This window comes from Serratia sp. FS14 (assembly GCF_000695995.1).
Lineage (GTDB): Bacteria > Pseudomonadota > Gammaproteobacteria > Enterobacterales > Enterobacteriaceae > Serratia > Serratia nematodiphila.
Map to the genome: position 1 here is coordinate 3,104,152 of NZ_CP005927.1, position 12,568 is coordinate 3,116,719.

The following is a 12,568-nucleotide window of genomic DNA, read 5'->3' on the forward strand; positions in this document are numbered from 1 at the left end:
CCTCTGGTGACGTTAAACAATCAACTGCTGCAGCTGTTGACAGGCTTCATCATAGCCGCTGCGTTCGAAGATACCCTGCTGCAGGTAGGCTTCCATCTGCGGATACAGCGTCATCGCTTTGTCCAGCAATGGATCGCTGCCCGCCGCGTAGGCGCCGACGCTGATCAGATCGCGGTTGCGTTGATAGCTGGCCAGCATCTGTTTGAAGGTGCGAACCCGGCGATAATGCTCTTCGTCGATCAGCGACGTCATGGCGCGGCTGATTGACGCTTCGATGTCGATAGCCGGGTAGTGGCCGGCCTCTGCCAGCCGCCGCGACAGCACCACGTGGCCATCGAGGATGGCGCGCGCCGAGTCAGCTATCGGGTCTTGCTGATCGTCCCCCTCGGTCAACACGGTGTAGAAAGCGGTGATGGAGCCGCCGCCGCTGATGCCGTTGCCCGCGCGTTCCACCAGCGCAGGCAGCTTGGCGAAGACCGAAGGCGGATAGCCTTTGGTCGCCGGCGGCTCGCCGATGGCCAGGGCGATCTCACGCTGCGCCATGGCGTAGCGGGTAAGGGAGTCCATGATCAGCAACACATGCTGCCCGCGGTCGCGGAAATCTTCGGCGATGCGGGTGGCGTAAGCCGCCCCCTGCATGCGCAGCAGCGGCGACACGTCCGCCGGCGCGGCGATCACTACCGAGCGCGCGCGGCCTTCGGCACCGAGAATGTTCTCGATAAAGTCTTTGACCTCGCGGCCGCGCTCGCCGATCAGGCCAACGACGATCACATCCGCCTGGGTATAACGGGCCATCATGCCGAGCAGCACGCTCTTACCGACGCCGGAGCCGGCGAACAGGCCCATGCGCTGGCCGCGCCCGACGGTCAGCAGGCCGTTGATGGTGCGCACCCCCACGTCCAGCACCTGCTCAATTGGCGTGCGCTGCAAGGGGTTGAACGGCGCGGTGATCAGCGGCGCGCGGTAACCGGTTTCCGGTGAAGGCAGACCGTCGAGCGGTTTGGCGCTGCCGTCCAGCACGCGCCCCAGCAGCGCCGGGCCGAGCGGCAGCTGTTTGCCGGCGCTTTGGCCTTCCGGCGCGATGCGGGCGTAAACCCGCGCGCCCGGCACGATGCCTTCCACTTCTTCCAACGGCATCAGGAACAACCGCTGGCCGTTGAAGCCCACCACTTCGCTTTCCACTTCCTGCACTTCACCGGCGTCGTGCCGTTCGATGAGGCAGGTCGCGCCGAGCGGCAGCTGCAGGCCGGTGGCCTCCAGCACCAGCCCGGTAGCGCGGGTCAGGCGACCGTAGCGGCGCACCGTCGGCGCGCGGGCGATGCGCTTTTCCAGCGTATCCAGAGAGCTCAGCCAGCGGCCGAGACGCGCGGTCATCAGACTTCTCCCGGTGCCGCCAGGCGGCACAGTTCATGCCAGCGCGTCGCCAGGCTAGCGTCGAGATCGCCTTCCTCGGCGCTGACCTTGCAGCCGCCCGGATGCAGTTCACCGTCCGCCAGCAGGCGCCAGCCGTGCAGGCTGAGGGTAACCCCCAACTGCTGCTCGACGCGTGGGTAGTCGTCCGGGTGGACCCGCAGCTGCGGCTTGCCGTTGAACATCGGCTCCTGTTGAATCAGCTGTTGGATCTGCGCGAGCAGGGCGGTGCCGTCGCACACCGGCGGCTGGCCCAGCACCTGTTTGGCGGCGGTCAACGCCAACTGCATCAACCGTGACGCGATCACGCTGTCGAGCGCGTCCAGCGTGTGCTGGAATTCGGTAACCAACTGCTGCCAGTGGGCGGTCAGCGGCTGTTGCTGCTGCTGCGCTTCCAGCAGCCCTTGCTGACGGCCTTCCTCCAGACCGGACTGAAAACCTGCCTCGTAACCTTTCTGCTGGCCGTCGGCATAGCCCAGTTGCTGGCCCTGTTGCTCCGCCTGCAGGCGCAGCGTCGCCAGCTGCTGCTGTAATTCGGCCTGCGCGTCCGGCGACGGATCGTCAAGTTCGAGATCCGGTAATGGCGGCAGGTCGAGAACCGGTTTCTGTTCGCCCAAATCGTTGAGCGACCAGGGCTGCCAGGGCAGGGTGTTAATGCGATCAGACATAGGTGTCCTCGCCGCCGCCGATGATCATTTCGCCGGTTTCCGCCAGGCGTCTTACCACCAGCAGGATGGCTTTCTGCTCGTTCTCCACCTGCGACATGCGCACCGGCCCACGGTTGGCCAGGTCGTCGCGCAGGATGTCGGCGGCGCGTTGTGACATGTTCTTGAGGAACTTCTCGCGCAGCTGCTGTTCGGCGCCTTTCAACGCGATCAGCAGCGACTCGCCTTCCACTTCCTGCAGCAGGCGTTGGATGCTGCGATCGTCGACTTCCACCAGGTTTTCGAACAGGAACATCTCGTCGATGATCTTCTGCGCCAGCTCGCCGTCGTATTCGCGCATCGCGTCGATGACCGCTTCTTCCTGCTGGGTTTTCATCAGGTTGATGATCTCGGCGGCGGTGCGCACCCCGCCCATTTTGCTGCGCTTGAGGTTCTGGCCGTCGAGCAGGTTGTTCAGCACTTCGGTCAGCTCCGCCAACGCCGCCGGCTGCACGCCGCCGAAGGTGGCGATACGCAGCATCACGTCGTTGCGCAGGCGTTCGTCGAACAGGGCCAGGATGTCTGCCGCCTGGCCGCGTTTGAGGTGCACCAGAATGGTGGCGATGATCTGCGGGTGTTCGTCGCGGATCAGATCGGCGGCGCTCTGCGGCTCCATAAAGTTGAGCGTTTCCATGCCGGTGGTGGTCTCGCGCGATTCGAGAATGTCCTCCAGCAGGCTGGCGGCGCGCTCTTCGCCCAGCGCCTTGACCAGCACCGAGCGCAGGTAGTCGCTGGCGTTGACGCTCAGCGCCGCGTATTGCTCGGCGTCGTCTTCAAACTCGGTCAGTATCTCGCCGAGCTGTTTGTGTGAAACCTGGCTCATGCCGGCCATGGTGCCGCTCAGCAGCTGTACTTCGCGCGAGGAGAGGTGTTTGAACACCTCCGCCGCGCGATCTTCACCCAGCGTCATCAGCAAGATGGCGCTTTTGTCGGTTCCGGTCAGGCTCATATCTCGTTACTCATCCATTGGCGGATTACCAGAGCGACCACGCGCGGGTCTTTGTCAGCCAGATCGCGGATCCGCTGGCTCTGGACTTCTGCGCTGACGCGCTGCTGCGATTTGCGACGCTGCGCCAGCTCCTCGTTGCTCGGTTTGTTGCTGTCGGCCGCTTTGGCGGCAGGGGCGTTGGCGGCGGCGAGGGCGGCCTGTTGCGCGGCCTGGCGCTGTTGCAGCTGCGGCCGCACCAGTTTGCGCCACAGCAGCCAGCCCACCAGCAGCACCAGCAGATAGCGACCCGCGTCGATCAGGCGATCGATAAACGACTGGCTTTGCCAGAACGGCAGTTCACCGCCGGTCACCTGGCTGTCGGTAAACGGCGTATTGACCACGTTCAGGGTATCGCCGCGGCTGCTGGAGTAGCCCATCGCTTCGCGCACCAGCGCTTCGATCTGCGCCAGCTGTTCTTTGCTCATCGGCTGCGGTTTGCCGTCTTTGTCTACGCCGAGGTAGTTGACCACCACGGCGACCGACAGACGCTGCACGGTGCCGGCTTTTTGCTGGGTATGGCGAATGGTGCGGTCGAGCTCGTAGTTGGTGGTCGCGTCGCGTCGGGTATTTTGCGGCACGCCGCCGGCCGCCGCGCTGCGGGTGGCCGCGGCGTTTTGCGCGGTGGCGTTGGCGTTGTTGCCTGCCGCGGTGGCCGGCTTGGCGGTTTCAATCGGCGCGGTGGCCGGCGCGCTCGGTTGGTTGGACAGCGCGCCCGGCACGCCGCCCACCTGCGGCCCACCGATCTGCTCGCTCAGGCTGGTTTGCTGGGAGCGGATAGCGGCTTTGTCCGGCTGCTGGTTCGGCTGGTACTGTTCATCGGTTTGTTCGCGCGTGGCGAAATCGATCTGCGCCGTGACCTGCGCACGCACGTTGGCGCTGCCGACCACCGGGGCGAGGATCGCTTCGATGCGGCGCTGGAAGCCGTTTTCCACTTCGTTGGCGTATTTCAGCTGCGAGGCGTTGAGATCGCGCCCGGTGCCGTCGGACTGAGTCAGCAGGCGGCCGGCCTGATCGACCACGGTCACGTTGCCCGGCGGCAGGCCGGCGACGCTGCTCGACACCATATAAACGATGGCGTTGATCTGGCCGTCGTCCAGCGCACGGCCGGGTTGCAGGGTGAGCGTTACCGAGGCGGAAGGGGATTTCTGTTCGCGCACGAACAGCGAAGGTTTAGGCAGCGCCAGGTGAACGCGGGCGTTTTGCACCGGCCCCAGCGATTCGATGGTGCGCGACAGCTCGCCCTCGAGGGCGCGCTGATAGTTAATCTGCTCGCTGAACTGGCTGATGCCGAATTTTTCCTGATCCAGCAGTTCGAAGCCGACGGCGCCGCCTTTCGGCAGCCCTTGCTGCGCCAGACGCAGACGGGTTTCATGCACCTTTTCCGCCGGGATCAGCAGCGCCGCGCCATTCTCGGCAAAGCGGTAAGGGATATTCATCTGCGTCAGCTGGGTGACGATGGCGCCGCCGTCGCGGTCGTTCAGATTGCTGTACAGCACGCGGTAGTCGGGGCTTTTCACCCACAACAGCAGCGCGACGACGATCGCGATCGCGGCGGAAGCGGCGACCAGCAACGGAATTTTCGGGTTGGCGCGCAGACGGTTCCAGATGGCCTGCAGGCCGTTGTCGCGGCTTTCGCCGGCGGTTATCGAAGCACTCATTTTAGGTCTCGTCCTTCAATGGCGCTCACGATCCCGTACGGGCCGCTGAGCAGCTCCCTGCCAGGCTGATGAACGGTATGGTTAGCGTTGTGTGACAAAACAGACTCCCTGATACACATATCTTCTAAATAGCGGCGCTCCCATTTCTGGGCAGGCCATTATTCGCCTTATCAGACAATTCCGATTGCCCGATAAGCCGGGTTTTTTGCAGTTAATTAACCGCTTTAGGTCCGAAAACGCTGTGCTAGGGTGTGCATCATTGGAGAAGTGCAGGGTGAAAACGTCACCCGGCGAGACGAGATGATTGAGGACCAGATGGCGATTCAGGGCATTGAAGGGGTACTGCAGCAGATGCAGACCATGGCGGTTCAGGCCGGCAAGATGGGGCAGAATGCGGCGCCGCAGGGCGTCAGCTTCGCCAGCGAACTGACCGCGGCGCTCGGCAAGATCAGCGAGACCCAGCAAATGGCGCGCAAACAGGCGCAGGATTTCGAGCTGGGCGCGCCAGGCATCAGCCTGAACGATGTGATGGTCGATCTGCAGAAATCGTCGGTCTCTTTGCAACTGGGCGTGCAGGTGCGCAACAAGCTGGTGGCGGCCTACCAGGACATCATGAATATGCCGGTGTGATGAACGGGCCGACTATTTTTCAGTGAAATTTGGCTCGGCGCTGTTACCTTAGAGTGACGGCCAGTCCGACAATGCTGAAGCCGCGCGCCAGCCGAGGAAAAAAACCAGCTATCGAAATAGCTGGTTGAAGGTGCGATAAAACATTTATGTCATGTAGGAGCGTCGACACCCGCTCGAGGTGGCGTCAACGCGATTATCATATTTGTTATATTATAACAAATCAATGCTGCCGTGCATTTGCTTCAGCCCGCCAATTCCGCGATCCGCTGGTGGGCGTTCGCCAGCCCCTGATCGCGGCCGTGCGGTTTCATGTCCAGCCCTTCGGCATAGATGAATTGCACGTCGCCGATCCCCATCAGCCCCAGCACCGAACGCAGGTAGGGCGTTACGGCATCGGTCGGATGCCCGGCGTGCATGCCGCCGCGTGAACTGAATACCAGCGCATTGACGCCTTCCACCAACCCCACCGGGTAGGTGGCGGTATAGTTGAAGGTCATCCGGGCGCGAGCCACCAGATCGAACCAGTTTTTCAACTGGGTCGGGACGTTGAGGTTGTACATCGGCGCGCCGAGCAGCAGCAGATCGCTCTCTTTCAGTTCGGCAATCAGCTGGTTGGAGAGCGCCACCGCCGCTTTGGCGCGTGGGCTGATGTTTTCCGCGCCGCGCAACGCACCGAACAGCTCGCCGTCCAATACCGGCAGATCCAACGCCGTCAGATCGTGTTCGACGATCCGATCTTCGTGTCCTTTCGCCTTACGCGCCGCCAGATAGCGGTCAATCAGGTTATTGGTCTGCGAGTCATTTCCCATAATGCTGGATTTGAGTACCAGTATTTTTTTCATGCTGTTGTCCTCTGACGGTCATCTGTGGTTTTCACCGGGGATTCGGAATGACTGCAGGTTATCATTGCTTGAGGTTCACCAGTGGTGATAGGTTTTCACTAAATTGATTCCATATTGGCAACATTAAGATGAAAAGCGATCTGAGTGCGCTGCCGGCCTTTGTTGCCGTAGCGGAAGGCGGCAGTTTCGCCGCCGCCGCAGAGAAACTGCATCTGACGCGCTCTGCGGTCAGCAAAATCGTGTCGCGTCTCGAGGCTCGGCTTGGCGTGATGTTGTTTATGCGCACCACGCGCAGCCTGAGCCTGACGGATGAAGGGGCGCTGTACTATGAGCACTGCCGGCAGGCGTTGGCAAACATTCAGGCGGCGGAAAACCAGCTCGACAGCGGCAAGATGCAGGTCAGCGGCCGGCTCAGAGTCTCGGTGCCGGTGCTGTTCGGCCATTTGTGCATTGCGCCCGTGTTGACGGTGCTGGCGAATGAGCATCCCTTACTGACGCTGGAGATTTCATTCAGCGACCGCAGGATCGATCTCGTCGACGAGGGGTTCGATCTGGCGGTGCGCATTGGCGAGCTGGCGGACAGCGGCAGCCTGGTTGCCCGGCGCTTGGGCGAACACGGCATGCTGCTGTGCGCCTCGCCCGATTATCTGCAGCGCTGCGGTGAACCGAGAACGGTAGAGGCGTTAAGCCGACATCAGGCGGTGGGGTATCTGCACGCCGGCGCCGTGTTGCCCTGGCAGCTTCGCGGTGAAAACGGCGAGCTGCGGCCGTTCAGGCCACCGGCCAAGATGATGATGGATGACATGCAGGGGATCGTCGATGCGGTGTCCGCCGGCGCCGGCATTGCCTGGCTGCCGGAGTGGCTGGTGCGCGAGCGGCTGATGGCGGGGACGTTGGTGGAGATCATGCGCGGTGAGTCCAGCCTCAGTTTCCCGGTGAACGTCGTGTGGCCCTATATGCCTTACCAGCCGCTCAAGGTGCGGCTGGCGGTAGACAAGCTGGTGGCGGCGCGGCCGGGAAAATTGGCGCTTGCGGCACCGTGGGTATCGCATCGCTAATGGCCGGTGCCACAACCGACTAATGTACCGAATAGAGGGCAGAAAATGGTGCTGTCAGGTTTATTGAATGCGCAGGTGACCGTTTATTATGACGTGATTAGTAGGGTTATTATTCGAGGCCGGTCAATGAGCACGAAAAGCGAATCCAGATGGCGTCTGATCAGTATTTTAATGTTGGCGCTGCTGGCGGTATTAATTGGCGTTCTGGTTAAACTGGACTGAAGTCTGACCAGACGATAAAAAGCCTGGCCGTTTTATTGTGCGGCCAGTAAACGCATCATCTCTTCTTCATTCAGTAAGGCTAACAGCCACAGCCCCAACAAAATTATTGCCAGAGAAAATAATCGCTTTTCATTACGCATCATTTAATTCGCTGTTCGGCGGATGGGCGTTGCTTAGCGTATCTCAGTGGTGTTACAACCGTTAGGGACTTGTGTTAAATAAAGCCATTTTGTTGCGCGTCTATTTATGTTTCTCCGGCGACCATCGCCTCAACGCCCTGAGAACCGGGTTCCATAATCCTTTGATGGCCGCGAATGGCGGTAGGCGCGAAACCGAAGCGTTTGCGAAAACGTTCGGCGAAACGCGATGCGCTTTCATAACCCACATGTTGCGCGATGGCGGAGATCGGCCAGTCGGTCGACTGCAGCAGGGCCAGCGCGCTACTCATGCGCACGTCGATCATCAGATTGCGCAATGCGGTATTTTCCATCGACAGTTTGCGGCGCAACATCACTTCACTCATCGACAGGCTTTCCGCGACTTTGGCCGCCGTCCAAATGCTGTGCGGGTCGGTCGCCAGGCAGCGGCGCACGCGTTGCGTCAGATCCTTGGCTTCGTTGTGAATAAAGCGAATGCCGAATTGGGCCAGCCACAGTAGAATTTCCAGCATTTTGTGCCGCACGATGATGGTGGGAAAGCGTTGCCGCAGCGTCAGCGCCAGGCCGGTGGTTTCAAAACTGTGCTTGAGGGCGCAGGGCAGGTTGCGCAGCGCCAGGACGGCCTCGAACGGCATCGGCGCCGGCGTTTCCTCCGCCGGAGGTTGGACGGTGAGCAACAGGGGATCGCAGGTCAGCAATTGACAGCTGAATACGCCGTCTTCGGACGGGCCGTTAATAATGTCCACCGTTTGCCCGCCGTCGATAATCAACAGCTCGCCGGGATGAGCGACCACTTCGTGTTGTTGCCAGCGTACGCGCTTATGGCCTTGTTGTATCAGATACAGATGTGGTTGCTCAAAATAGACTGAAGGGAATAATAATTCAGTATGCTGAATGATGTGCGCTGAGGCGCCAATTCCAGGACAGAGATTAATTGTACGTTCCATCGATATTCATTTCGCAGCCATTATCTGAGAATATCTTTACGCTTTGATCAGCGTTGGAGCAACATTTTTCCATGGGCCGTGAAACACAGCGGCGTGTTTTATCTATCAAAAATCAATTTCCTGCTGAACAGAAAACGTCCGTGTCGGGATGATGTTTATCCATTAAAGTGAGAGCCAGGCTCGAAGCGCGCATTTTACCAATTACCCATAAACTGAATAATTCAAATGCCATAGATTAATATCCTAACGTAACCCGAGGGTAATAGCGCATAGTGCTATTTAATCCATTTTCGTCAGTATTGTCGATCTTATCGGACCTGTGGTTCCCCCAGCAACAGCGCACGATCATGAAACTGGCCGTAGGTATTGTTGACCACGTTCTGGCGCGTGGACTGTTCGATCAGCATCTTCAGCTCATCCATTCGCTGCTGTAACAGACGCTTGAGCTCGGTTTCGTTGTCGAGGATCTGTTGCAACTTATTGCGCAACATCTCCTGCAGCGCCATGGACGGGCCGGCTTGCCCGGTAAAGGCGGCGGTTTTCTCCACCGCCGTTACGTAAGCGAATTCGAGCTCGACGAGCTCCTCCCAGCGCCCGGTTTGCGCCAGCGCGATCATCTGGCTGCTCAGGCTGTAAATTTGTTGATAAGCGGCTAACAGCTGCTGTTGACGTTCCATTACACGGCGTCCTGCGAAGGTTGGTAGTTAGGGCCGATCTGACGCCAGGCGTCGGCGATGTTTTCCAGCAGTTTAACCACTTCGGCGATCGCCGCTTCGTCGTTGTGCAGGTTGGCCTGCATCAGTCGACGCTTCATGTAGTCGTACAATGCCGCCAGATTTTCGGCGATCTCGCCGCCCTGCTGAGGGTCGAGGCCACTTTTCAGGCCGTTGTCGATGATATTGATGGCTTTGGACAGCGCCATGCCTTTGCCGGCGATATCGCCCTGGTTCATCAGGATGCGTGCGCGAAGCAGGGCGCTGAGCGCCCCGTCGAACAACATCACGATTAACTGGTGCGGGCTGGCGCTCATGGCGCCGCTTTCCAGACTGACCTGTGCATAGGCCTGAGTGCCGCTACGGTTATACATGCTGTTTTCTTTACCTTGTTAAAGGGTTACTTGAACTGTTGAGCCAAATAGTTACTGGTGCCGTTCATTTTCGACATCATGGTATCCAGCTGAACGAACTGTTGTTTATAACGATCGATGGTGTTCTGAATGCTGGCGGTGACCGTCGTGATCTGGCTGTTCAGGCGATCGAGGTTGGTGTTGATGCTTTTGGTCGAGTTCTCGATGATGCCGCCGGATTTGATGTAGCTCTGGATCTCGTTGTGGATCTCGGTGGCCATGCCTGTGTCTTTGCCGTTACCGACGAAGAAGTTGCTGACTTGATCCGGCTTCTCATCCATCGCTTTCTTCAGCTTGGCGCTGTCGATTTCCAGCTTGCCGGTTTTGGTGTTGGTGGAAATGCCGAGGTTGCCCAGGCCTTTTAACTCCGGGTTGTCCTGGGCTGCGCTCAGCGCGCTTTTGATCGACGACTGAATGCCGCGCAGGGTGTTGTCGCCCAGCAGCGGGCCGTTGGTTGGGTTTGGCGCTTCGCCGGTTTTCACCGGGGTGAACTTGGACAACGCGTTGAAGGTGTCCAGCAGCGAGTTATAGCTGTCGACCCACTCTTTGATCTTGTCGGTGGTGCCGGCGGTGTTGGTGCTGATCACCAGGTGTTGCGGTTCATCGGTTTTGGTTTTGGTTTTCAGATCGATGGTGACGCCTTGCAGGGCATCGCTGATCGAGTTGGTGCTGCGCTTGATAGCGGTGCCGTTCACCGTCAGCTCAGCATCCTGCGGCGCGACCGTCTGCTTCATGGCGGTGCCGGTGCCGCGGGTGGCGTTGTAGTTCAGGATATCGCCCAGTTGGTCGTCGTTATCGACCTGCAGAGAAATCTTGTTGTTTTCGCCGGTGGTGGAGGAGCTGACCGCTAACTGATAGTCGTTGTCGCCGACGCGCATGATGCTGGCGGTGACGCCGGCTTTGGCGCCGTTGATGGCGTCGCGCAGCTCAACCAGCGAGGTTTGATCGTCGCTCAGCGGGATCTTGGTTTCTTTCGGCGGGTTGCCGGCGGTGATGGTCAGGGAGCGGTCTGTCACGCCTTCAGCGCCCAACTTAGCGCCCTGGTCGCTGACTTTCGCCTGGGTGGTCAGGGTTTGCGCCTGCGCCAGTTTGTTCACTTCCACCACATAGTTGCCCGGCACCGCCTTGGCGTTGGTGGTGATCTTGAAGGCGTCGTGTTCGGTGGCGGTGGTGGCCTTGAAGAAATCTTCTTTCGCCATCTCTTTGCTGAGATTGTCGAATTTTTCCAGCGCGCCTTTCAACGTGCCGTAACCGGTCAGCTGGGCGTTGTAGCTGGATTGCTTGGTGGTGTAAGGGGTCAGGCGCTGTTGTTCCGCTTTGGTCAGCTTATCCAGCAAGCCATTGAGGTCGAGTCCTGAGCCGAGACCTAATGAACTGATCGTTGCCATGAGTAATTCTCCTTGATTATGACTTTATTCGCTTTACGCGTTATCGGCCCAGTGGTGAAAAAGTTTACCGAAAAAAACAAAAAAACGATGGCGCAATAGAGGAGGGAAAAAGCGCGTTATTTCCGCCATTGCAACGGGCACAAAAAATTTTAAAAAATTGCTAAAGGTTGTTAGGGGAGGGCCGATACCTGAGGGGACGGTGGTTGACGCCGTGGGCAAACAAGCCCGAACCTTTTAACCGTGTTGCGAAGAACGCAACTGACTCGTAAGGAAAGCAAACAATGGCACAAGTAATCAACACTAACAGCCTGTCTCTGATGGCGCAGAACAACCTGAACAAATCTCAGTCTTCTCTGGGCACTGCGATTGAGCGTCTGTCTTCCGGTCTGCGTATCAACAGCGCGAAAGACGATGCTGCGGGTCAGGCGATCTCCAACCGTTTCACCGCGAACATCAAAGGCCTGACTCAGGCTTCCCGCAACGCCAACGACGGTATCTCTCTGGCGCAGACCACTGAAGGCGCACTGAACGAAGTTAACGACAACCTGCAGAACATCCGTCGTCTGACCGTACAGGCGCAGAACGGTTCCAACTCCACCAGCGACCTGAAATCCATCCAGGACGAAATCACTCAGCGTCTGTCTGAAATCAACCGTATCTCCGAGCAGACTGACTTCAACGGCGTGAAAGTGCTGAGCAGCGATCAGAAACTGACTATCCAGGTTGGCGCTAACGACGGTGAAACCATCGATATCGACCTGAAAAAAATCGACGCTAAGCAACTGGGCCTGGACACCTTCAACGTGACCGACAAAGGTCCATCTGTTGGCGCCGCTGTTGCTGACGGTACCATGGTGAAGGGTGCCTCTAAAGATGTAGCTTATGATGCTGCTGCATCTGGTCTGGATGCTTCTAAAGGCGAAGTACTGGTCTCCGGTAAAGATAAAGACGGTAAAGCAGTAAACTACGTACAGACTACCGCTGCTGACGGCACCAAAACTTACAAAGCCGCTACTATTGCTGATGACGGCAAAGTAACTGCCGGCGCCGCTGTTACCATCAAAAACCCACTGGATACCCTGGACAAAGCGCTGGCACAGGTTGACGGTCTGCGTTCTTCCCTGGGTGCGGTACAGAACCGTTTCGATTCTGTTATCAACAACCTGAACAGCACCGTGAACAACCTGGCTGCTTCTCAGTCTCGTATCCAGGATGCTGACTACGCGACCGAAGTGTCCAACATGAGCCGTGCCAACATCCTGCAACAGGCTGGCACCTCTGTTCTGGCACAGGCTAACCAGTCTACTCAGAACGTCCTGTCCCTGCTGCGTTAATCGTCTCTCCCGATTAACTGTCGCAAAGAAACCCCGCTTCGGCGGGGTTTTTTTATGCTCGCGCACCGCGCGGTTATTACATGGCGCAAATAAAGCCCGTTTT

Annotated in this window: 12 protein-coding genes; 3 read left to right on the forward strand and 9 right to left on the reverse strand. The window is 58.8% G+C overall.

Features of this window, described 5'->3' with window-relative positions; translation table 11 throughout:
• Positions 1–12: 12 nt before the first annotated feature.
• The 4 genes from fliI to fliF are packed head-to-tail and all read right to left on the reverse strand — an operon-like array spanning position 13 to position 4,760.
• Complete coding sequence (fliI, locus tag L085_RS14030; RefSeq protein ID WP_004934781.1) at positions 13–1,374, reverse strand: flagellar protein export ATPase FliI; 1,362 nt, start codon at positions 1,372–1,374, stop codon at positions 13–15.
• Positions 1,374–2,078, reverse strand: a complete 705-nt coding sequence (fliH, locus tag L085_RS14035; protein ID WP_044031017.1) for a flagellar assembly protein FliH — start codon at positions 2,076–2,078, stop codon at positions 1,374–1,376. Before fliH ends, fliI begins: the two co-directional genes overlap by 1 nt.
• Positions 2,071–3,063, reverse strand: a complete 993-nt coding sequence (gene fliG, locus L085_RS14040) for a flagellar motor switch protein FliG (protein ID WP_044031018.1) — start codon at positions 3,061–3,063, stop codon at positions 2,071–2,073. The genes fliH and fliG overlap by 8 nt, the downstream gene beginning before the upstream one ends.
• The gene (gene fliF / locus L085_RS14045) at positions 3,060–4,760 is read right to left on the reverse strand and encodes a flagellar basal-body MS-ring/collar protein FliF (protein ID WP_044031019.1); all 1,701 of its coding nucleotides are present in this window, start codon (positions 4,758–4,760) and stop codon (positions 3,060–3,062) included. Before fliF ends, fliG begins: the two co-directional genes overlap by 4 nt.
• 315 nt (positions 4,761–5,075) lie before the next feature.
• Between fliF and fliE the strand changes: the two genes are divergently transcribed.
• Positions 5,076–5,390 (forward strand): flagellar hook-basal body complex protein FliE, encoded by a 315-nt coding sequence (fliE, locus tag L085_RS14050; protein ID WP_044032049.1) that lies wholly within the window; start codon positions 5,076–5,078, stop codon positions 5,388–5,390.
• Positions 5,391–5,632: 242 nt separating this feature from the next.
• On the opposite strand, the gene L085_RS14055 is transcribed toward fliE, so the two are convergent.
• Positions 5,633–6,232: an NAD(P)H-dependent oxidoreductase gene (locus L085_RS14055; protein ID WP_021504082.1), complete on the reverse strand. Its 600-nt coding sequence runs from the start codon at positions 6,230–6,232 to the stop codon at positions 5,633–5,635.
• Positions 6,233–6,360: 128 nt separating this feature from the next.
• Here L085_RS14055 and L085_RS14060 point away from each other — a divergent pair, with 128 nt between their 5' ends.
• On the forward strand, positions 6,361–7,290 hold the full coding sequence (locus tag L085_RS14060) for a LysR family transcriptional regulator (RefSeq protein ID WP_044031020.1): 930 nt from the start codon (positions 6,361–6,363) through the stop codon (positions 7,288–7,290).
• A 466-nt stretch (positions 7,291–7,756) separates the two neighbouring features.
• Here the strand turns inward: L085_RS14060 and L085_RS14065 are convergent, their stop codons facing one another.
• From L085_RS14065 to fliD, 4 genes are all read right to left on the reverse strand, one after another.
• Entirely contained in the window at positions 7,757–8,617 is an 861-nt protein-coding gene (locus tag L085_RS14065) for a helix-turn-helix transcriptional regulator (protein ID WP_015378238.1), read from the reverse strand.
• A gap of 308 nt (positions 8,618–8,925) precedes the next feature.
• Positions 8,926–9,294 carry a flagella biosynthesis regulatory protein FliT gene (gene fliT, locus L085_RS14070; RefSeq protein WP_004934765.1) on the reverse strand — a complete coding sequence of 123 codons (369 nt, stop codon included), beginning with the start codon at positions 9,292–9,294 and terminating at the stop codon, positions 8,926–8,928.
• A complete protein-coding gene (fliS, locus tag L085_RS14075; RefSeq protein WP_004934758.1) occupies positions 9,294–9,704 on the reverse strand; it encodes a flagellar export chaperone FliS in 411 nt (136 codons plus the stop codon). The genes fliT and fliS overlap by 1 nt, the downstream gene beginning before the upstream one ends.
• A 26-nt stretch (positions 9,705–9,730) precedes the next feature.
• Positions 9,731–11,131 (reverse strand): flagellar filament capping protein FliD, encoded by a 1,401-nt coding sequence (gene fliD, locus L085_RS14080; RefSeq protein ID WP_015378237.1) that lies wholly within the window; start codon positions 11,129–11,131, stop codon positions 9,731–9,733.
• A 281-nt stretch (positions 11,132–11,412) separates the two neighbouring features.
• On the opposite strand from fliD, the gene L085_RS14085 reads away from it, so the two are divergent.
• The gene (locus L085_RS14085) at positions 11,413–12,465 is read left to right on the forward strand and encodes a flagellin FliC (RefSeq protein WP_004934753.1); all 1,053 of its coding nucleotides are present in this window, start codon (positions 11,413–11,415) and stop codon (positions 12,463–12,465) included.
• The last annotated feature ends 103 nt before the right edge of the window (positions 12,466–12,568 follow it).

Excerpts from the sequence above, each read along its gene's own strand:
- fliI (WP_004934781.1), bottom strand. The coding sequence starts at position 1,374 with ATGACCGCGCGTCTCGGCCGCTGGCTGAGCTCTCTGGATACGCTGGAA.
- fliH (WP_044031017.1), bottom strand. The coding sequence starts at position 2,078 with ATGTCTGATCGCATTAACACCCTGCCCTGGCAGCCCTGGTCGCTCAAC.
- fliG (WP_044031018.1), bottom strand. The coding sequence starts at position 3,063 with ATGAGCCTGACCGGAACCGACAAAAGCGCCATCTTGCTGATGACGCTG.
- fliF (WP_044031019.1), bottom strand. The coding sequence starts at position 4,760 with ATGAGTGCTTCGATAACCGCCGGCGAAAGCCGCGACAACGGCCTGCAG.
- fliE (WP_044032049.1), top strand. The coding sequence starts at position 5,076 with ATGGCGATTCAGGGCATTGAAGGGGTACTGCAGCAGATGCAGACCATG.
- L085_RS14055 (WP_021504082.1), bottom strand. The coding sequence starts at position 6,232 with ATGAAAAAAATACTGGTACTCAAATCCAGCATTATGGGAAATGACTCG.
- L085_RS14060 (WP_044031020.1), top strand. The coding sequence starts at position 6,361 with ATGAAAAGCGATCTGAGTGCGCTGCCGGCCTTTGTTGCCGTAGCGGAA.
- L085_RS14065 (WP_015378238.1), bottom strand. The coding sequence starts at position 8,617 with ATGGAACGTACAATTAATCTCTGTCCTGGAATTGGCGCCTCAGCGCAC.
- fliT (WP_004934765.1), bottom strand. The coding sequence starts at position 9,294 with ATGGAACGTCAACAGCAGCTGTTAGCCGCTTATCAACAAATTTACAGC.
- fliS (WP_004934758.1), bottom strand. The coding sequence starts at position 9,704 with ATGTATAACCGTAGCGGCACTCAGGCCTATGCACAGGTCAGTCTGGAA.
- fliD (WP_015378237.1), bottom strand. The coding sequence starts at position 11,131 with ATGGCAACGATCAGTTCATTAGGTCTCGGCTCAGGACTCGACCTCAAT.
- L085_RS14085 (WP_004934753.1), top strand. The coding sequence starts at position 11,413 with ATGGCACAAGTAATCAACACTAACAGCCTGTCTCTGATGGCGCAGAAC.